This window comes from Mesorhizobium sp. M7A.F.Ca.US.011.01.1.1, assembly GCF_003998295.1.
In the GTDB taxonomy this organism is placed as follows: Bacteria; Pseudomonadota; Alphaproteobacteria; order Rhizobiales; family Rhizobiaceae; genus Mesorhizobium.
In genome coordinates this window covers 226527-246332 of record NZ_RZRT01000002.1, presented here as the reverse complement: position 1 = coordinate 246332, position 19806 = coordinate 226527, and the positions used below count along the sequence as shown (strand labels likewise).

The window sequence follows — 19806 nt, the reverse complement described above, 5'->3', positions numbered from 1 at the left end:
TTCGCCGCCTTGGAGGAGGGCTGAGGTGACCGGGACTTTGAAGAAACCGCAAGGTGACACAGCCACTCGCCGCCCGCGCGTCATGCCCGATGTGACCAAGGCAATGGCCTCAGACATCTTTTCCGGGCGCTACCCGGCCGGATCCTCCTTGCCGACCGAAAACGAGCTCGGCGTCGAATACGGCGTCAGCCGCACGGTCATCCGTGAGGCCCTTAAAGTGTTGGCGGCAAAGGGGCTGGTGCTGTCGCGGCCACGCATCGGCACGATCGTCTGCAACGAGGACGACTGGAACATCATCGACCCACAGGTGCTGGCCTGGCACGCGCCGCACGCGCTGGACGACAAGCTCTTCGACGCCATTCTTGAAACGCGCCGGGCCATCGAGCCGCTGGTTGCCGAACTGGCTGCCACGCGCGCGACGCTGCAGGAGATCGCCGATCTGGAGGCCGCCTGGCGCGGCATGGCCGGCGCCGGCGAGGATCTCGCCGCCTTCTCGCGCAGCGACATCGCTTTCCACCAGATCGTCTATGCCGCGAGCCACAACCCGATCTTTCGCCAGATCGGCAATCTCATCGACACCGGGCTGAAATTCTCGCTCGAGGCGACGGCGGTGATTTCGCTCGACCGGCGCATGGAGGCCGTGGCGGCGCACCGCGAGGTGGTCGAGGCGCTGCGCATGCGCGACGCCGAGGCGGCGCGTGGGGCCGCAAACAAGATCCTCGACCTTGCGGCGCGCGACCTCGTCAGCGCCAAGAAACTCAAGAGCAACTGAGACTGCGCATGAAAATCATCTCGCTCACCACCTACATCGTTCCGCCGCGCTGGCTGTTCCTGAAGATCGAGACCGATGCCGGCGTCACCGGCTGGGGCGAGCCGGTCGTCGAGGGCCGGGCTCTGACCGTCGAGGCAGCGGTCAAGGAGCTTGGCGATTACCTCATCGGCAAGGATCCCCGCCTGATCGAGGACCACTGGACGGTGATGCACCGCGGCGGCTTCTACCGTGGCGGGCCGATCCTGATGAGCGCCATTGCGGGCATCGACCAGGCACTGTGGGATATCAAGGGCAAGGCGCTCGGCGTTCCCGTGCATGAACTGCTCGGCGGCAAGCTGCGCGACACGATCAAGGTCTATTCCTGGATCGGAGGGGACCGGCCGGCCGAAGTGGCCGCTGGTGCGAAGGAAATGGTTGCACGCGGTTTCCTGGCGTTGAAGATGAACGGCACCGAGGAACTGCAGATCGTCGACAGCCATGACAAGATCGACGCCGCTGTCGAACGCGTCGCCATGGTGCGCGAGGCCGTTGGACCCAACATCGGCATCGCCGTCGATTTTCATGGCCGCGTCCACCGGCCGATGGCGCGTGCCCTGGTCAAGGAACTGGAGCCTTACAGGCTGATGTTCATCGAGGAGCCGGTGCTCAGCGAAAACCGCGAGGCGCTGAAGGAGATCGCCGCGCTTGGCTCGACACCGATCGCGCTCGGCGAGCGGCTCTACAGCCGCTGGGACTTCAAATCCGTGTTCGAGGAAGGCGTCGTCGACATCATCCAGCCCGATTTGTCGCATGCCGGCGGCATCACCGAATGCCGCAAGATCGCGGCGATGGCGGAAGCCTATGACGTGGCGGTGGCGCCGCACTGCCCGCTCGGGCCGATCGCGCTTGCCGCATGCCTGCAGCTCGACGCGGTCAGCTACAACTGCTTCATCCAGGAGCAGAGCCTCGGCATCCACTACAACGCCTCCAACGACCTGCTCGACTATGCCGCCAACAAGGATGTCTTCCGCTACGAGGATGGCTATGTCGCCATCCCCGACGGCCCGGGCCTGGGTGTCGAGATCGACGAGGAGTATGTCAAGGAACGCGCCAAGGAAGGCCACCGCTGGCGCAACCCTGTCTGGCGCCACAAGGACGGCTCCTTCGCCGAGTGGTGATCGGGCTGGTCTCTAAGCGCTCCATGAACAGTGAAGACTTTGTCCGGCGAGCAGTTGCTCTCGAGAAATGGCTGGTTCGTTCGGTTTGATGGGGGCGCTTTCAGCGGCGTTGCCTGAACTGACCATCAAACGCAGATGATCGCAGTGCGGCACATTCATCGGCTGCGAATTGCAGAGGGACTGTTTGGTGGAGCCAATCGGGATCGAACCGACGACCTCTTGAATGCCATTCAAGCGCTCTCCCAACTGAGCTATGGCCCCACTTCCGGCAGTCAACCGGCGCCGTTTCCGGCGAAGAGATCCGGCGCGGGTTGGAGACCGCGCCGTTAGTGCAGGCGGCTTCTAACCCCGCCCTTCTCAGATATCAAGCCTTCGAGAGCCGCTTTTTCTTCGCAGGCCGCGAAAGCCTGCAAACGCCCGCTTTCAAGGCCCGATCAGACCTCGTCGTCGTCGTCGCCGACGCCGATCATGTCGGCAACGTCGTCATCTTCTTCCTCTTCGTCGGCGAGGAAGGTGTCATCCTCGTCGTCGCCGAGGTCGACGTCATCCTCGTCGTCGCCGAGATCCGGCAGGTCGTCGCCCTTGGCGTCCTCGTCGGCCTCTTCAAGCGAGACGACCTCAACGCCCTCTTCTTCCTCGGCGTCCACTTCCTTCTCGGCCACTTCCTCTTCCTCCTCGAGAGCGGCAATCTTGCCTTCCTCGAAATAGGAACGCGGATAGGTCTTGCCGGTGTAGGGCGAGACGATCGGGTCCTTGTTCAGGTCGTAGAATTTTCGGCCCGTCTCCGGGTCGATACGTTTTGTGCCAAGTTCGGTTTTTGCCACGGCAAGCCTCGTCAATAAAAGAGTGGTCCCCTTAACCACAGTTTGCAGCGCTGTCAAAGCGAAAAGCCGGCGTCACAAAACCATACGTTGAAAGGCGTCGCGTCAGTGACGACCATGGGGGATGACCATTTCGGCCCGCCGTGATACGAGACCGCCGCAACAAATGAAAAGCGCCGGCCCGCCGGCATTCCGTCCAGGGAAATTCCATGTCTCACGCCGCCGCGCCCAAGCCGGCCACCGCCCGCCGATCGTCAGCCCTTTCCGGCATCGCGCGCGTGCCGGGCGACAAGTCGATCTCGCACCGCTCCTTCATGTTCGGCGGCCTCGCCTCGGGCGAGACCCGCATCACCGGCCTGCTCGAAGGCGAGGACGTGATGCGCACAGGTGCTGCCATGAAGGCTATGGGCGCACATATCGAGAAGAACGGCGACGAGTGGGTGATCCGCGGCACAGGCAATGGCGCATTGCTGCAGCCGGAAGGCCCGCTCGATTTCGGCAATGCCGGCACCGGCTCGCGGCTCACCATGGGCCTCGTCGGCACCTATGACATGGAAACGACCTTCATCGGCGATGCCTCGCTGTCGGGCCGGCCGATGGGCCGCGTGCTGGAACCCTTGCGCCAGATGGGCGTGCAGGTGCTGAAGGCGACGCCGGGTGACCGCATGCCGATCACGCTGCATGGACCAAAGCATGCCGCGCCGATCACCTATCGTGTGCCGATGGCCTCGGCGCAGGTGAAATCGGCGGTGCTGCTCGCCGGGCTGAACACGCCCGGCATCACCACGGTGATCGAGCCGGTGATGACACGCGACCACACCGAAAAGATGCTGAAGGGTTTTGGCGCCAACCTGTCGGTCGAGACCGACGAGCGCGGCGTGCGCCACATCTTCATCGAAGGTCAGGGCAAGCTCACCGGCCAGACGATCGCCGTGCCGGGCGACCCGTCCTCGGCCGGGTTCCCGCTGGTGGCCGCACTGATCGTGCCGGGATCGGACATTACAATCGAAAACGTATTGATGAACCCGACCCGCACCGGCCTGCTTTTGACGCTGCAGGACATGGGCGGCAAGATCGACATCCTCAACCCGCGCAATGCCGGCGGCGAAGACGTCGCCGATCTGCGCGTGCGTTACTCCGAACTGAAGGGCGTCGCCGTGCCGCCCGAGCGGGCGCCATCGATGATCGACGAGTACCCGGTGCTCGCGGTCGCTGCCAGCTTCGCCGAGGGCGAAACGCTGATGCAGGGGCTGGAGGAGCTGCGCGTGAAAGAGTCCGACCGGCTGTCGGCCGTCGCCAACGGGCTGAAGCTCAACGGCGTCGATTGCACCGAGGGCGAGGCCTCGCTCGCCGTGCGCGGAAAACCGGGCGGCAAGGGGCTGGGTGGCCATCCGAACGGCCAGGACACGACCGTGCAGACCCATCTCGACCACCGCATCGCCATGAGTTTCTTGGTCATGGGGCTGGCGGCGGAAAAGCCGGTGACCATTGACGACGCCGCGATGATCGCGACGAGCTTTCCGGAGTTCATGGGCCTGATGAAGGCGCTGGGCGCGGAGATCGGGTGACGGTCGTGGCAACCAATAGCCTTGGCACGTTGGCGGGACAACACCCCCCTCTGTCCTGCCGGACATCTCCCCCGCAAGGGGGGAGATCAGCCGTTATCTCGGTTTTCGCCAATCGCCGACTGTATAAAATTCCGCGGAGCGTCAAAGCTGCCAATCTCCCCCCTTGCGGGGGAGATGTCCGGCAGGACAGAGGGGGGTGTGAAGGATCGCGGCGCCCGTCTTCTTCATCGCACCTGTCAATCGCGGCGGCCCGCCAATGACTCACACCTTCACCATCGCTATCGACGGCCCGGCCGGCGCCGGCAAGGGCACACTCGCCCGCCGGCTGGCCGACCACTATCGACTGAACCTGCTCGACACCGGCCTCACCTATCGTGCCGTTGCCTATGCGCTGATCCAGCACGCGCTGCCGCTCGACAATGTCTCGGCGGCCGAAACCGCTGCCCGCCAGGTCGATCTGGCGAAGCTCGACCGCGCGGTGCTGTCGGCGCATGCGGTCGGCGAGGCGGCCTCCAAGGTCGCGGTGTATCCGACGGTGCGGCGCATCCTCGTCGAAAAGCAGCGCGACTTCGCCAGAACGCCGCCGGGCGCCGTGCTCGACGGGCGCGACATCGGCACCGTTGTCTGCCCCGACGCCGACATCAAACTCTATGTGACGGCCAGCGCGGAGGTGCGGGCACAGCGCCGGCTGGCGGAGATCGAAAGCATCGGCGGCACCGCGGATTTCACCGAGATCCTCGCCGATATCGTGCGCCGCGACGAGCGCGACATGGGTCGAGCGGACTCACCGTTGAAGCCGGCGGCCGACGCGCACTTGCTTGATACCAGCGAAATGGCTATAGAAGCCGCGTTTCTCGCAGCCATGGCGATCATCGACGACGTGCTGGCCAAAAGAGACAAGGCCTGATCCGGGTTTTCCCTCGCATTTCCGTTGTCGGAGGCGAAGAAAATACCCATATCGGGCACGAACCAGCCTGCCAGCATTCTTCATGCGCCGGAATTGCCGCTTAAAGAGCGGCCCAGGGTTTTTGTAGCCCGGAACGCCGGCAGGCCAACGCAACGCTAACCCACGGCGCCCGTCCCGCTTCTAGATGCGGGGCACTCCAGGAGAAACAATGTCAGCTGCAAATCCCACTCGCGACGATTTCGCGAGCCTGCTCGAAGAATCTTTTACCGCCGGCCATTCCGGCGAAGGTCAGGTCGTCAAGGGCATCATCACCGCCATTGAAAAAGACATGGCTATCATCGACGTCGGCCTCAAGGTCGAAGGCCGCGTGCCGCTGAAGGAATTCGGCGTCAAGGGCAAGGACACCACCCTCAAGGTTGGTGACACCGTCGAAGTCTATGTCGAGCGCATCGAAAACGCGCTTGGCGAAGCGATGCTTTCACGTGAAAAGGCCCGCCGCGAAGAGAGCTGGGTCCGTCTCGAAGAGAAGTTCACCAAGGGTGAGCGCGTCGAAGGCGTCATCTTCAACCAGGTCAAGGGCGGCTTCACGGTCGACCTCGACGGCGCCGTGGCCTTCCTGCCGCGCAGCCAGGTCGATATCCGCCCGATCCGCGACGTCTCCCCGCTGATGCACAACCCGCAGCCCTTCGAGATCCTCAAGATGGATCGCCGCCGCGGCAACATCGTGGTGTCGCGCCGTACCGTGCTTGAGGAGAGCCGCGCCGAACAGCGTTCGGAAATCGTGCAGAACCTCGAAGAAGGCCAGGTTGTCGAAGGCGTCGTCAAGAACATCACCGATTATGGTGCGTTCGTCGACCTCGGCGGCATCGACGGCCTGCTGCATGTCACCGACATGGCATGGCGCCGCGTCAACCATCCGACCGAAATCCTCAACATCGGTCAGACGGTCAAGGTGCAGATCATCCGCATCAACCAGGAAACCCACCGCATCTCGCTCGGCATGAAGCAGCTCGAGAGCGATCCGTGGTCCGAGATCGGCACCAAGTTCCCGATCGGCAAGAAGATCAAGGGTACCGTCACCAACATCACCGACTACGGCGCGTTCGTCGAGCTGGAGCCGGGCATCGAGGGTCTCATCCACGTTTCGGAAATGTCGTGGACGAAGAAGAACGTGCATCCCGGCAAGATCCTGTCGACGACCCAGGAAGTCGACGTGGTGGTGCTCGAGGTCGATCCGGCCAAGCGCCGCATCTCGCTCGGCCTCAAGCAGACGCTTGAGAATCCGTGGCAGGCTTTTGCCTCTAGCCATCCGGTCGGCAGCCAGGTCGAGGGCGAGGTCAAGAACAAGACCGAGTTCGGCCTGTTCATCGGCCTCGAAGGCGACGTGGACGGCATGGTGCACCTCTCCGATCTCGACTGGACCCGTCCGGGCGAGCAGGTCATCGAAGAGTACAATCGCGGCGACATGGTCAAGGCGCAGGTGCTCGACGTCGACATCGACAAGGAGCGCATCTCGCTCGGCATCAAGCAGCTGGCCAAGGATACGGTCGGCGAAGCGACGACTTCAGGCGAACTGCGCAAGAACGCGGTCGTCACCTGTGAAGTCATCGGCGTCAAGGATGGCGGTCTGGAAGTGCGGCTGGTCGACAGCGGCATCGAAACCTTCATCAAGCGCTCCGATCTGAGCCGTGACCGCGACGAGCAGCGCCCCGAGCGCTTCACCGTCGGCCAGAAGGTCGATGCCCGCGTCATCGCCTTCGACAAGAAGACCCGCAAGCTGCAGGTCTCGATCAAGGCGCTGGAAATCGCCGAAGAGAAGGAAGCCGTCGCTCAGTACGGCTCGACCGACTCCGGCGCTTCGCTGGGCGACATCCTGGGTGCCGCGCTGAAGAAGCAGGGCAGCTAAGTCCTTCGCACCGCGAAGTCCTTCGCGAAGCGAAGTTCTTCACAGGCTCGAAAACAAAACCCCGCCGGATCGCTCTGGCGGGGTTTTTCTTTGACCGAGGTAAAGGTTGGAAGGTTACGCCCTGCCGTAAAGCGGCACCAGCGTACCACTCATCGCCTGATTGGCCGGCGAGGCGAGATAGGCGATGGCTTCGGCGGCAGCTTCGAGGCTGACCCATCTGGTGACATCGGCATCCGGCATATCGGCGCGGTTTGCCGGCGTATCGAGTGTCGACGGCGCCACGGCATTGACCAGGATACCCTTGTGCTTCAGCTCTTCGGCCATCGCCACCGTCATGGCTGCCACCGCCGCCTTGCTGGCGGCGTAAGCGACCATGCCGGCGCCGCGCCGCGGGTCGAGCCCGGCGCGCGCCGTGACGTTGACGATACGGCCCGCGGTATCCGATGCGAGCATAGAGCGTACCGCGGCGCGGCAGCACAGGAAGGCGGTGCGCGCATTGGTGTCCATCATCTCGGCAAAGGAGGCCGACTCGATCTTTTCCACAGGTGCCGAGGTGAAGCCGCCGGCCAGGTGGATCGAGCCCCAAAGGCCTGGAACCTGGCTGTAGAACGCTTCGACCTTGGCAGGGTCCGAGAGATCGACGTTGTGCACCAGTTGGACACGGTCATGCGTGGTAAAGGGGAAATGCGTAGGGGCGGCAGCGTGAGCGTTGGGCACATGGCAGATCGCGCCGTCACTCAGCAGTTTGCCGACAACCGCACCGCCGAGCGCACCGGTCCCACCGGTCACGACGATATGCTTGCCTTCAAGTGTTTCCGTCATCTTGGACGCTCCTGTCATTTTTTTATCGTTAGGTCGTTTCTGTGCCGCCGACGCGAAGCGTCGCGCCTTTTGCGTCATCACTCAATTGACATCTCGACATGGCAGTTGTCGCGTCTTTGCATGCGTCCGCCCACCGGTCGGCCGTGGTTCATGCCCGGCGAGACGGGTACCACGCGCCACCGATGTTCAGTCAACCGTGACTTCGATGACGCGCGGCAGTCCGGTGGCCCGGGCGCGTTTCAGCGCGTCCGGCAGAGCGTCGATGTCGGCAAGCCGTTCGGCGCCGATGCCATAGGCCTCGGCCAGCTTGCAGAAATCCGGCGGCGCCGGCGACACACCGACCGGCTCGACCCCGACATCGAGCATCGAGGTTTCGATCTCGCGATAGCCGCGATTGTTCCAGACGACGAAGATGACCGGCGCCCGGGCATCGAGCGCCGCGCCCAGCTCCGGCAGCGTGAACTGGAAGCCGCCGTCGCCTGTCAGGCAGACGACCGGCGCCTCGGGCAGGGCGAGGGCGGCGCCAATCGCCGCCGGCGGGCCATAGCCGAGCGCACCGAAGCCGGTGGCGGCATTGAACCAGCCACCAGGCCGATCATGGTCGTAATAGAGGTTGGCGGCATAGATCGGCTGTGTCGAATCGCCGACGATGAGCGCGCCCGGCAACGCGTCACGGATCATCTCGACGGCGCGTACCTGTGCCTGCAGTGTTGGGTTGAGTTCGGCAAAGGCGGCTTCCCGCGCGGCGGCGGCGCGCGACGAACCGCCCTCACTCGCCGGGAGATGGCTGATCTCCAGGAGCAGCGCATCGAGCGCTTCTGCGCAATCGGCCTGGATCGAAACGGTCGCCGGGCGGCGGGAAAGCTGGTCCGCGCCGATATCGATGCGGATCAGGTTGGCGGGCAGGACGAAGCCGCCATCGCTGTAGCCGTCATAGTCGGTCGGGCCGAATTCGGTGCCGGCGGCAATGACCAGGTCGGCATCGGCCATCAGCGCCCGCACCGCCTTCAGGCTGGGACTGGCCGGGACGCAGAGCGGATGACCATGCAGCAGGCCGCGCGCATTGGTGGTCTGCACGACCGGTGCTCCCAGCCGCTCGGCCAGACGCCGCAGTGGCGCTCCGGCGCGTTTGGCGCCGCCGCCGACCAGGATCAACGGACGGCGCGCGGCCGTGATGAGTTTGGCGGCGCTGGCAATTGCAACACCTTCTGGCGCGGGTGCCGTCACATTGCTCAGCATGGCAACTATGCCATCCGCCGACTTGACCATGACGTCGGTCGGGATCTCGATATGCACCGGGCCGGGCCGCGCCGATGAAAACAGGGCGAAGGCCTGCGCCAGAGCAGCGGGCAATTCGCCGGCCTCGGTGACGCGCTGCGAAAACAGCGCCACCTTCTCCATCATGCCGCGCTGATCCGGCAGTTCGTGCAGATGGCCCAGCCCCTTGCCCAGCGTCGGCGTGGCGTTGACGCCTGAGATGACCAGCATCGGTACCGAATCGGCGCGTGCCTGCCCCATGGCGGTGATGGTGTTGGTCAGCCCCGGTCCGGTGATGACGAAGGCGACGCCCGGCCTGCCGCTGGCGCGTGCGTAGCCGTCGGCCATGAAGCCGGCGCCTTGTTCGTGGCGCGGCGTGACGTGGCGGATCTTCGAGCGCGCCAGCCCGCGGTAGATTTCGACCGTATGCACGCCCGGAATGCCGAACACCGTGTCGACGCCATGCGCTTCAAGCAGCGAAATCAACGCCTCGCCGACAGTCGTCCCAGTGGTGGTCCCAGTGGCGGTCATTGGCGCAGCACCGGGCGCGTCAGGCAGGTCGGACCGCCCTCGCAGGCGATGCAGAGCGCATCCGCATCGAAGGTGGCGACCGTGCAGCCAGCCGCTTCCATGGCGGCCGCCGTCCTGGGAAAGCCGGCAACGGCAATGATCTGGCGCGGCGCGGTCGGCAGCACATTGAGACTGAGCCCGCTGGAGGCGAAGAACTCGTCGGCATCGCCCTCCACCAGCTTGATGCCGCGCGCCCGCAGCATCTGGTAGAAGGCGGCCGGCAGCAAGGGCGCATAGACCAGCGCCAGATCGTCGGCGAGCGGGCTGATCACCGACATCAGATGCAGGCAGGCTTCCTCGCCGTGCCAGAGCGGCAGGTCGAAACCGAAGACCGAAATGCCCTTGGGCGAGAGCAGGTTCGAAAGCTGCTGGATGCCGTCCTGATTGGTGCGTACGCCACGACCGACGGCCAGCGTCGTTGCATCGACCCAGACGCAGTCGCCGCCTTCCACCTGCCCCGGATCGTCGATCCGACCGAGAATGGGTATCCCCATGCGCTTGTAAGCTGTCTCGTGCAGACCGGGTTCGGCCCGGCGCAGCGCCTTGCCCATCGAAAGGATAATCGCGCCATGATCGGTCATCAGCGACGGATCATGGGTGAAGACGGAATCGGCCAGCCCGTCATCGGCGTCCGTCAGCCATTCGATCTCGGCGCCGGAAGCCGCGACCATGCTGGTCAACTGCTCATGCTGGGCCGCGGCCTTCTGCGGATCGAACCCCGGACCATAGTGCCATTCCTGTGCCCTGGCATGACGCATGGCGCTCGTGGCGGACCGCATCAACACGCGTTTCAGGGGTCCGGCCATGGACTGCGACCCGTATGATTTGCCCACTAAATTCTCCCTGAACGTCGGTTGACGCCACTAACCACTACAGCAAGCTGTGATCAATAGTCCAAAAACCATGGTTGACGGAGGCAAGCGGAACGGTCCATCCTGAGCATGGGAACTCTGTCCAGTGACGGGTAATGGGTAAAAGATACCAGCAGCGACGAGCTCGAACGCTCCGCGGAGCGTGGAAGGAATGACGGCCATAAGCGCCGCATCCGGGATGACAGCGCAAAGCGCCGCACCCGCATTGAAACATACGGCGCAGGACGGCGCCGCCGAAGCCATCCATGTCGAGAACCTGCACAAGAGATTCGGTGAGCTGCATGTGCTGAAGGGCGTCTCGCTGTCGGCGCGCGACGGCGAGGTCATCGCCATAATCGGCGGCTCGGGCTCGGGCAAATCGACCCTGCTGCGCTGCATCAACTGCCTGGAAAACCCGACCAGCGGCATCATTCGCGTCAATGGCGAGGAGATCAAGCTCAAGGCCGACAGCCATGGGCACACGGTTCCGGCCGACCGCAAGCAGATCGAACGCATCCGCTCCAAGCTTGGCATGGTGTTCCAGAACTTCAACCTTTGGAGCCACATGACGCTGATCGAAAACGTCATCGAGGTTCCCGTACATGTGCTTGGCATCAAGCGCGATGTGGCGATCGACGAGGCCGAAAAGCTGCTCGCCCGCGTCGGTCTGGCCGAAAAGCGCGATGTCTATCCGGCCTATCTGTCGGGCGGCCAGCAGCAGCGCGCGGCGATCGCCCGGGCGCTGGCCATCAATCCGCGCGTCATGCTGTTTGACGAACCGACCTCGGCGCTCGATCCCGAGCTGGTCGGTGAGGTGCTGAAGGTGATCGGCGACCTGGCGCGCGAGGGCCGCACGATGGTGCTGGTCACCCACGAGATGAAGTTCGCCCGCGAGGTCGCGACCCATGTCGTCTACCTCTACAATGGATTGGTCGAGGAAGAGGGCCCGCCCGAGCAGATCTTCGGCGCGCCGAAATCCGAAAGGCTGAAGCAGTTCATCCGCAACATCGGCTAGGACAGGCCGGGACGGAAGAAAACCGGGAACCAACAACAAACTGGGAGTCGTGACATGAAGACTGTTCTGAAAACATTCGCCGCAGCGCTGCTGCTCGGCGTCGCCGCCATGGGCGTGGCCAAGGCCGATCCGGTCAAGATCGGCGTCGCCGCCGAGCCTTATCCGCCCTTCACCTCGCCCGATGCTTCGGGCAAGTGGGTTGGTTGGGAGATCGACTTCATCGACGCCGTCTGCGCCGAGGAGAAGCTCGATTGCGTCATTACCCCGGTCGCCTGGGACGGCATCATCCCGGCACTGACGACCAAGAAGATCGACCTCATCGTCTCCTCGATGTCGATCACCGCCGAACGCGCGAAGACGATCGATTTCTCGGACAAGTACTATAACACGCCGACCGCGATCATCGGCCCCAAGGACCAGAAATTCGGCTCCGCCCCGGACGACCTCAAGGGCAAGATCGTCGGCGTGCAGGTTTCGACGGTGCACGCTGTCTACGCCAAGAAGCATTTTGGCAGCACAGCCTCCGAGATCAAGGAATACCAGACCCAGGACGAAGCCAACAACGATCTTGCCGCCGGCCGCCTCGATGCGGTTCAGGCCGATTCTATCGCGCTTGGCGAGTTCCTGAAATCCGACCAGGGCAAGGCCTGCTGCGACTTGAAGGGGATGGTCGCTCCGGACGACGAAGTGCTCGGACCGGGCGTCGGCGCCGGCGTGCGCAAGGAAGACACCGAACTGAAGGGCAAAATCAACGCCGGCATCAAGGCGATCCGCGCCAACGGCAAATATGACGAGATCTCGAAGAAATACTTCGATTTCGACATTTACGGCGGTGGCGGCGCACAGTCGAACTGACGATCCTCGTATGAGCAGGGGGCATGGCGCCAGCGCCATGCCCCCTGCTCGATCTTTCCCAGGCATGTTTGCCGCCGACGCAGCCGTCGGCGGTTGGCCAGCACTTCGGGGGCGACGCTGATCGACGCACTTCTTTCGGCCTCCGCGGCCGGCATCACCGAGCTTCTCTCGCCCTACCCGCCAGGCTGGGGCGGGGCTCTTTTGGTTGGGCTGCTCCATTCGATCGAGATCGCGCTGGGCGCCACCTGCCTCGGTCTTCTGATCGGCACCGGCGGCGCCTATGGCAAGCTCTATGGCGGCCCGGTGGTGCGCGATCTGCTGGCGGTCTACACCACCATCGTGCGCGCCGTGCCCGAACTGGTGCTGATTCTGCTGCTTTATTATGCCGGGACCGACCTGATCAACCAGGCGCTGACGGCAATGGGTTATCAGCGTGTCGACATCAGCGGCCTTGCCGCGGGCATCGCCGTGCTCGGCTTTGTCCAGGGCGCCTACTCGACCGAAGTGATACGGGGCGCGATCCTGGCCATTCCGCAGGGCCAGATCGAAGCCGCGCGCGCCTATGGAATGTCTCCCGGCCTGCTGCTGCGGCGGATCACCCTCCCGGCAATGCTGCCCTTCGCCATACCGGGCCTCGCCAATCTCTGGCTGATCGCCACCAAGGACACAGCACTTCTGGCGGTCGTCGGTTTCTACGAACTGGCGCTGGCGACGCGGCAAGCGGCGGGCGTCACCAAAGCCTATTTCACCTTCTTTTTCGCGGCGGGCGTGCTCTATTTGCTGCTGTCGCTGGTCTCCAATCTCATCATCGGCCGGGTCGAGACCTGGTCGCGGCGCGGCATGCCTTCGCTCAAGGAGGCGCGCTGATGGCCAACGAGGCCGCCATCATCAATGTCGTCGCGCGAACGTCGCTGTGGCTGCAGCCGCACCGCATCGTGCTGATCCTGATCGCACTCGGCCTGGTTCTGTCGGCCGCCTTTTTCATGCGCTGGGACTGGCTGCCGCAATATTATGAAATGGGCTTGATCGGCATCTGGCGGTCGCTGTGGATCCTGGCCGTCACCTGCGTCCTGGGCTTCCTGCTGGCCGTGCCGTTAGGGTTGGCGCAAGCCGCCGGCTCATTCTGGTTCGCCGCGCCTGCCAAGGTGTTCTGCACGGTGATCCGGGGCACGCCGCTGCTGATCCAACTCTGGCTGCTCTATTACGGCCTGGGTTCGCTGTTCCCGCAATATCCGTGGATCCGCGAATCCTGGATGTGGCCATATCTGCGGCAAGCCTGGCCCTATGGCGTGCTGGCACTGACCTTGTCGTTCGCCGGCTATGAGGGCGAGGTGATGCGCGGCGCCTTTGCCGGCGTGCCCAAGGGGCAACTGGAGGCTGCCCGCGCCTTCGGCATGAGCCGCTGGAAGGCGTTCCGGCGCATCTGGCTGCCACAAGCCATCTACCGGGCGCTGCCGACGTTGACCGGCGAGACCGTGCTGCAATTGAAGTCGACGCCGCTGGTGGCGACGATCAGCGTCATCGACATCTTCGCCGTTTCGTCCAAGGTGCGGCAGGACACCTATCTCACCTATGAACCCTTGCTGCTGCTGGCGCTGATCTACATGACGATCACCGGCATTCTGGTGTTTGCGTTCAGCAGGATCGAGGCGCGGATCCCCAACAAGATTGGTTAGAGGGGAGTAGGGGAGTAGGGGAGTATCCGGCTACTATCCACATTCACATTTCCATCCCCATTCGCTATTCACTGCTCACTGTCCCGTACTCCCCTATTCCCTTACTCCCCTAGGACGGCCATGATGCAACTCAGTCTCGACCAGGCAAAAGGACTGTGCCGGATGGCGGCACTTGGCGCCGGCGCCAATGAGGAAGCGGCACAATCGCTCGCTGCTTCGATCATATCAGCCGAGGCCGAAGGGCTTTCCTCGGTCGGTCTGTCGCATTTCATCGACTATCTCGAGGCGCTGGAAGCCGGACGCATCGACGGCAATGCCGACCCGGTGATCACCCGGCCGGCGCTTGCGGTCTACCTCTCCGACGCGCGCGGCGGGCTGGCGCATACCGGCTTCGACCGCACCATCGACGACCTCGCCAAGGCGGCAAAGCTGTTCGGCGTCGCCATCTTCTCGCAGAAAAACGCTTATACATGCGGCGCGCTCGGCTACTTCACCGGAAGGCTGGCAGCACTCGGGCTGGTCTCGTTCGCAGCCACCAACGGCCCGGCCGTGCTTGCCGGCTCGGGCTCGGTCAAGCCGGTCTATTGCACCAACCCGATGTCGTTTGCCGCACCCGCCGCCGACGGCGCGCCGCTGGTCATCGACCAGTCGTCGAGCGCCACCGCTTTCGTCAACATCCGCAAAGCGGCCGAGGAGGGCAAGACAATCCCCGAAGGCTGGGCGCTGGACGCCAGCGGCAACCCGACCACTGACCCGGCTGCCGCCATGAAAGGCGCCATGCTTGCCTTCGGCGGCCAGCGCGGCGCCAACATCGCGTTGATGGTCGAGGTGCTGGCGGCGGGCCTGTCGGGCGCCAACTGGTCGCTCGACGCGCCATGGTTCAGCGGCGGACCGGACAGTCCCGGCACCGGCCTGTTCGTGCTTGCCATCGAGCCCAAGCTTCTCGACCCGGATTTCGAGCAGCGGATGAAGGACCAGCTCGACCGGCTGCGGCGGCGCTTCGGCGTGCATGTGCCCGGTCGTGCCCGCGCAGAGGCCGCCGAGAAGGCGCAAGCGCGGGGCATCACCGCATCCAAGGCGGTGGTGCAGCGCATTTCCGAATTCGCGGCGCGCTATTCTTCCTGAATAATCCATTAGTTATCAGACAGATATCTGGAATCTGCCCGCCTGAGACGCGGGGCGGTGCGATTTTCTTTGCGCGCCGCTGAACCTTTCCGCGCCTTGCTGCGACACAGCTTTGTCCAGGGCAAGGCGAGCTTGCCCGATCCACACCCGGGGGAAGCAGCAAACCGAAATCGAAAGCCTGCATCACGCGAAGGCCGGTCCTTCGCGCCTCGGAAAACTCAACCCAAATCAAAAGGAAATTGTCATGACCAACACCAAGATCACCATGCTGACCGCCGTCCTTCTGCTCGGCTCGTTCATGGGTGCCACACAGGCAGCCACCCTGAAGGCCGCGCCGGCCAAGCCGTCCAGCCCGGGTGTCATCACTGCCCCGAGCGGCGGGGCCACCGAAGATCACTACTGCAAGAACGGCCATGCAAAATTCGCCAATTGCAGCGCCGATTTCGTCGCCGCCTGCAAGAAGGTTGGTGGCACCATGTCGGATGTTCAGGGCTGGGGTGGGCGTACTTGCTTCACGCCCTCCTGATACCGTCTCAGGTCAGGCCGCTCCGTCGGCCCCTGACTTCGCATGGACGTCGCCCGGAAAACCCCGCTTCTGCGGGGTTTTCTGCGTTTTGATCGCGCAATGGTAAAACATTCGTAGTTTGGTCAACTTTTGTTTATTTGACTTCGTCCGACCTGATCGGCCGTTTGCGCTGATCAAGCAAAACAGAGGAGCTACAATGTCGGCAAGCACGGACAATCCCCGCAACGCCCTTATCATTCCGGCCCTTGGCAGGTTTTACGCGGCTCTGCACGATGGTGCCGAAACCGTTCTTCGCGTCGTCGCCGGTGGGTTTCTCGCCATCCACGGTTCGCAGAAGATCACCAATCCCTTCGGCGCCGCCGAGATGGTCGAGGGTCTCGGCTTCTATCCGGGCGCGTTGTGGTCGTTGCTTCTGGCCTGCACTGAATTCTTCGGTGGCATCTTCATCGCCATCGGGTTTTTGACGCGGCCGGCCGCCTTTGCCGGCCTGTTCGTGCTGCTGGTCACGGTCTGGTTCCACTGGGTCACCATGGGCCAAGGTTATTCGGGCGCGGAAAAGTCGCTGCTGTGGGCGGCGATCCTGCTCTTCTTCGTCATTCGCGGCGGCAACCGCCATTCGGTCGACGCCCGTATCGGCAAAGCGTTCTGACAGGCTGATAGCGACGACGCGTCGCCCTTTGCCTTTGGCACGAAACGGATTATGAAACGGCTTCAGCCAAGCTTGCGAGCGCCGGAGCCAGCCATGACCGAAATCCTGCAGACCCCAAAGCTCGTCGTCGTCTTTGGCGGGTCAGGCTTTGTCGGGCGCCATGTCGTGCGCGCGTTGGCCAAGCGCGGCTATCGCATCCGGGTCGCCTGCCGGCGGCCCGATCTCGCCGGCCATCTGCAGCCGCTCGGCAATGTCGGCCAGATCCAGCCGGTGCAGGCCAATGTGCGCGTGCGCTGGTCGGTAGACCGCGCCGTGCAAGGCGCCGACCATGTCGTCAATCTGGTCGCCATCCTGCATGAGAGCGGCCGGCAGAAATTCTCCGCCGTGCATGAGTTCGGCGCCCGCGCAGTGGCCGAGGCCGCGCGCTCGGTCGGCGCCGGCCTGACCCACATTTCTGCGCTTGGCGCCGATCTGGACTCCGAATCAGACTACGCGCGAACCAAGGCGCTTGGCGAAAAGGCTGTGCTGGAGACGATCAAAGACGCCGTGATCTTCCGGCCGTCTATCAATTTCGGCCCTGAGGACAGCTTCTTCAACCGCTTCGCCAACATGGCGCGCTATTCGCCGGTGCTGCCGCTGATCGGCGGCGGCCAGACCAAGTTCCAGCCGGTCTATGTCGGCGACGTGGCCGAAGCGGTGGCGCGCTCGGTCGACGGCAAGGTGGATGGCGGCCAGATCTATGAACTCGGCGGACCGAAAGTGCTCACCTTCAAGCAGTGCATGGAAGAGCTGCTCGACGTGATCGAGCGCAAGCGGCTGCTGGTGCCGGTTCCGTGGTGGGTGGCCAACATCCAGGCCTCGATCCTCGGCCTGTTGCCCAATCCGCTGCTGACCAAGGACCAGGTGATGCAGTTGCGCGAGCACAACATCGTTTCGGACGCCGCCAACAAGACCAACAGGACGCTTGCAGGGCTCGGCATCCAGCCGCAATCGATCGCGACGATCCTGCCCAGCTATCTCTGGCGCTACCGCGCCGCCGGCCAGTTCCAGCAGCGCAAGCCTGCAGCTTGATTTATCACAACCGTCTGAAGCTGTGTCTCAGGCCTATCGCGGCGTGACCCGCATTGGCAGGCCGCCTTGCGGCTGCGTGGTGAGTTTCTGCACCGGCCAGGGCTTGGTTTCGGCGGTGGTGTCGAAGCGGAAGCGCGACAGCATGATCGCCAGCGCGATGATCGCCTCCTGCATGGCGAAGCTGGCGCCGATGCAGACGCGCGGGCCTGCGCCAAACGGCAGATACTGGAAGCGGTCGATCTTTTCGCGATTTCCGGGGTGGAAGCGCTCCGGCAGGAAGGCATCCGGCCGGTCCCACAGTTTCCTGTGGCGATGCACGACCCATGGCATCACCAGCACGGCGGCATGCTCTGGAATATAAAGATCCTTCCACATTTCCGGTTCGATCGGCTCGCGGTTGATCGACGGCGCCGGCGGATAGAGCCGGAGCGCCTCGTCGAAGGCGGCGCGGGTGAACGGCATGGCATCGAGCCACTTCGTCGGATCGGGCTCGCGCGCCAGCACCTGGTCGATCTCCTGCTCGACCCGGTTGCGCTCCCACGGTGATTCCGCCAGACAATACAGCGTCCAGCCCAAAGCCCGTGCGGTCGTCTCATGGCCGGCGCCGATGAAGGTGATGATGTTGTCCTCGACCTCGGCCCGCGTCAGTCCGTCGGGCCCCTCGGCCTTGAGCAACAGCGTCAGGAAATCCTGCGGCACGGCATCTGGATCGCGCTTGAATTTCCCTTCGCGCATCTTGACCGTGTTGGTGACGATCTTGCGGAAATAGGCCATGGTCTTGCGGCCACGAATGCGGGTCAGCCTCGGCAGCCAGTCGGGCGCGCGCAACAGATCGAGCGGGTCGACGCGTCCCATGGTCTCGAACAGGCGGTCGATCTCGTTGGCGAAACTGCCGGGCTCTCCAGCGATCTCGCCGGAAAACAGCGTCTCGGCCAGGATGTCGTAAGTGAGCAGCGTCATGTCATGGGCGATGTCTGACGTGCCGCCGTTTTCGTAACGGGTGACGAAGTCCTGCGTGCGCCTCAGCATCGGCTGGGCGAAGCCGAAAATGTGGCGCGGCGTGAACACCGGCGCCATCGCCTTGCGCGACCGCTTCCAGACCTCACCCTCGGCGGTGAGCAGCCCGTCGCGCAGGATCGGCCGCAGGATCTTCTGGCGCACCGTCGCCATCTTGTAGTTCCTGGCGTTGTCGACCAGCACGTGGCGGATCAGGCCGGGATCATTGGCGACGATCAGATGTCCGCCAACGCCATTGGCCGAGATCCAAGGCTCGTTGTAGGTGTGTTCACCCCACAATTCGAGCGGGTTGCGGTAGACGATGCGGATCATCTCCAGCGTCGAGGGCGGCGTCGTGCGCGGCTTCGGCGCCGGGGGAATGAAGGGGGCGGGCTGGATGTCCATGGGCTGCTCCGCTGATACCCCAATGTAGTGGCTGGCAAGGCGGGCGTCCATGTGACCGAGCGGCAGGCGCAAATATGCGGCCCGCGGCGTCACGGCAGGCGATCCGTTCAGCCGATTGTGACCGCCTCCTGGCGGTGCCGCCTTGTCCGCGGCCGTGCTCTGCCATAGGTCAGGGTCACCAACAGATACCGCCAACGAAAAGGGGGCCGCCTTGAAGCACCAGTTGAACATCATCATCGGCAGCACGCGACCTGGCCGCGCCGGACCGGTTTTTGCCGAGTGGCTGGAGACGTTCGCGCGCGAGCATGGAAAATTCGAGCCGGTACTGACCGACATCGACACGTTCAAGCTTCCGGTGCTGGACGAACCGCACCATCCAAGACTCGGCAATTACCAGAACGACCATACCAAGGCCTGGTCGAAAGCGATCGATGCCGCCGATGCCTTCGTCTTCGTGGCGCCGGAATACAATTATTTCGTGGCGCCGGCGATCGTCAACGCGATCGACTATCTCTCGCGCGAATGGAAGTACAAGCCTGCCGCCATTTTCAGCTATGGCGGCGTGTCCGGCGGCCTGCGTGCGGCGCAAGCGCTGAAGCCGCTGCTGACCTCGGTGGGCGTCATGCCGATCTCGGAAGGCGTCGCGCTGCCGATGTACCAGAAACTGCTCGACGAAAATGGCGCTTTCAACGCCGGCGAACAGGTGCAGGGCGGAGCCAAAACCATGCTCGACGAGCTGTTGCGCTGGAGCCAGGCTTTGAAGCCGATGCGGGCTGCCTGAAGACGCTGGTCTTCCGCAAAAAGCCCGGCTTGCTCATGCCATAAAGAGGTGGAATGTTCGCGCAAATGGACAAGCC

General features: G+C 63.8%; 19 protein-coding genes and 1 tRNA gene. 14 read left to right on the top strand and 6 right to left on the bottom strand.

Translation table 11 applies throughout. The features are described from left to right. The first annotated feature begins 25 nt into the window (after positions 1-25). Complete coding sequence (locus tag EOA13_RS03745) at positions 26-772, top strand: FadR/GntR family transcriptional regulator (RefSeq protein ID WP_127289810.1); 747 nt, start codon at positions 26-28, stop codon at positions 770-772. An 8-nt stretch (positions 773-780) separates the two neighbouring features. Further along, positions 781-1929, top strand: coding sequence for a galactonate dehydratase (gene dgoD, locus EOA13_RS03740; protein WP_127289808.1), 1149 nt, complete (start codon positions 781-783; stop codon positions 1927-1929). A 185-nt stretch (positions 1930-2114) separates the two neighbouring features. On the opposite strand, the gene EOA13_RS03735 is transcribed toward dgoD, so the two are convergent. Then, positions 2115-2190: transfer RNA gene (locus EOA13_RS03735), tRNA-Ala, on the bottom strand. 173 nt (positions 2191-2363) lie between these two features. After that, positions 2364-2753 carry a TIGR02300 family protein gene (locus EOA13_RS03730; protein ID WP_023811519.1) on the bottom strand — a complete coding sequence of 130 codons (390 nt, stop codon included), beginning with the start codon at positions 2751-2753 and terminating at the stop codon, positions 2364-2366. A gap of 206 nt (positions 2754-2959) precedes the next feature. On the opposite strand from EOA13_RS03730, the gene aroA reads away from it, so the two are divergent. The 3 genes from aroA (at position 2960) to rpsA (ending at position 7131) form a co-directional block, all read left to right on the top strand. Then, positions 2960-4318: a 3-phosphoshikimate 1-carboxyvinyltransferase gene (gene aroA, locus EOA13_RS03725; RefSeq protein ID WP_127289806.1), complete on the top strand. Its 1359-nt coding sequence runs from the start codon at positions 2960-2962 to the stop codon at positions 4316-4318. A 256-nt stretch (positions 4319-4574) separates the two neighbouring features. Further along, positions 4575-5225 (top strand): (d)CMP kinase, encoded by a 651-nt coding sequence (gene cmk, locus EOA13_RS03715; RefSeq protein WP_127289804.1) that lies wholly within the window; start codon positions 4575-4577, stop codon positions 5223-5225. A 208-nt stretch (positions 5226-5433) separates the two neighbouring features. Further along, the gene (gene rpsA / locus EOA13_RS03710) at positions 5434-7131 is read left to right on the top strand and encodes a 30S ribosomal protein S1 (RefSeq protein ID WP_127289802.1); all 1698 of its coding nucleotides are present in this window, start codon (positions 5434-5436) and stop codon (positions 7129-7131) included. A 114-nt stretch (positions 7132-7245) separates the two neighbouring features. Here rpsA and EOA13_RS03705 read toward each other — a convergent pair whose 3' ends face one another. The 3 genes from EOA13_RS03705 to EOA13_RS03695 all read right to left on the bottom strand — a co-directional run bounded on the left by EOA13_RS03705 (position 7246) and on the right by EOA13_RS03695 (position 10586). After that, the gene (locus tag EOA13_RS03705; RefSeq protein WP_127289800.1) at positions 7246-7953 is read right to left on the bottom strand and encodes an SDR family NAD(P)-dependent oxidoreductase; all 708 of its coding nucleotides are present in this window, start codon (positions 7951-7953) and stop codon (positions 7246-7248) included. Between the two features lie 186 nt (positions 7954-8139). After that, positions 8140-9741, bottom strand: coding sequence for a 5-guanidino-2-oxopentanoate decarboxylase (locus EOA13_RS03700; protein ID WP_127289798.1), 1602 nt, complete (start codon positions 9739-9741; stop codon positions 8140-8142). Beyond that, on the bottom strand, positions 9738-10586 hold the full coding sequence (locus EOA13_RS03695; protein WP_127289796.1) for an arginine deiminase family protein: 849 nt from the start codon (positions 10584-10586) through the stop codon (positions 9738-9740). The genes EOA13_RS03700 and EOA13_RS03695 overlap by 4 nt, the downstream gene beginning before the upstream one ends. A 244-nt stretch (positions 10587-10830) precedes the next feature. Between EOA13_RS03695 and EOA13_RS03690 the strand changes: the two genes are divergently transcribed. The 8 genes from EOA13_RS03690 to EOA13_RS03655 all read left to right on the top strand — a co-directional run bounded on the left by EOA13_RS03690 (position 10831) and on the right by EOA13_RS03655 (position 17548). Next, a complete protein-coding gene (locus EOA13_RS03690; protein ID WP_127290112.1) occupies positions 10831-11646 on the top strand; it encodes an ABC transporter ATP-binding protein in 816 nt (271 codons plus the stop codon). A 54-nt stretch (positions 11647-11700) separates the two neighbouring features. Then, positions 11701-12501: a transporter substrate-binding domain-containing protein gene (locus EOA13_RS03685; protein WP_023811511.1), complete on the top strand. Its 801-nt coding sequence runs from the start codon at positions 11701-11703 to the stop codon at positions 12499-12501. Positions 12502-12654: 153 nt separating this feature from the next. Then, on the top strand, positions 12655-13368 hold the full coding sequence (locus tag EOA13_RS03680; protein WP_206535260.1) for an ABC transporter permease subunit: 714 nt from the start codon (positions 12655-12657) through the stop codon (positions 13366-13368). Further along, positions 13368-14177, top strand: a complete 810-nt coding sequence (locus EOA13_RS03675) for an ABC transporter permease (protein WP_027039831.1) — start codon at positions 13368-13370, stop codon at positions 14175-14177. The genes EOA13_RS03680 and EOA13_RS03675 overlap by 1 nt, the downstream gene beginning before the upstream one ends. A gap of 123 nt (positions 14178-14300) precedes the next feature. After that, positions 14301-15302 carry an Ldh family oxidoreductase gene (locus tag EOA13_RS03670; protein ID WP_164779966.1) on the top strand — a complete coding sequence of 334 codons (1002 nt, stop codon included), beginning with the start codon at positions 14301-14303 and terminating at the stop codon, positions 15300-15302. A gap of 244 nt (positions 15303-15546) precedes the next feature. Then, positions 15547-15828: a hypothetical protein gene (locus tag EOA13_RS03665; protein ID WP_023811506.1), complete on the top strand. Its 282-nt coding sequence runs from the start codon at positions 15547-15549 to the stop codon at positions 15826-15828. 196 nt (positions 15829-16024) lie between these two features. Continuing rightward, positions 16025-16477 carry a DoxX family protein gene (locus EOA13_RS03660; RefSeq protein WP_127289792.1) on the top strand — a complete coding sequence of 151 codons (453 nt, stop codon included), beginning with the start codon at positions 16025-16027 and terminating at the stop codon, positions 16475-16477. A 93-nt stretch (positions 16478-16570) separates the two neighbouring features. Then, complete coding sequence (locus EOA13_RS03655) at positions 16571-17548, top strand: complex I NDUFA9 subunit family protein (RefSeq protein ID WP_127289790.1); 978 nt, start codon at positions 16571-16573, stop codon at positions 17546-17548. 33 nt (positions 17549-17581) lie between these two features. Here the strand turns inward: EOA13_RS03655 and EOA13_RS03650 are convergent, their stop codons facing one another. Continuing rightward, on the bottom strand, positions 17582-18949 hold the full coding sequence (locus EOA13_RS03650) for a cytochrome P450 (RefSeq protein WP_127289788.1): 1368 nt from the start codon (positions 18947-18949) through the stop codon (positions 17582-17584). 211 nt (positions 18950-19160) lie between these two features. On the opposite strand from EOA13_RS03650, the gene EOA13_RS03645 reads away from it, so the two are divergent. Next, positions 19161-19730 (top strand): NADPH-dependent FMN reductase, encoded by a 570-nt coding sequence (locus tag EOA13_RS03645; RefSeq protein WP_127289786.1) that lies wholly within the window; start codon positions 19161-19163, stop codon positions 19728-19730. Positions 19731-19806: the final 76 nt, after the last annotated feature.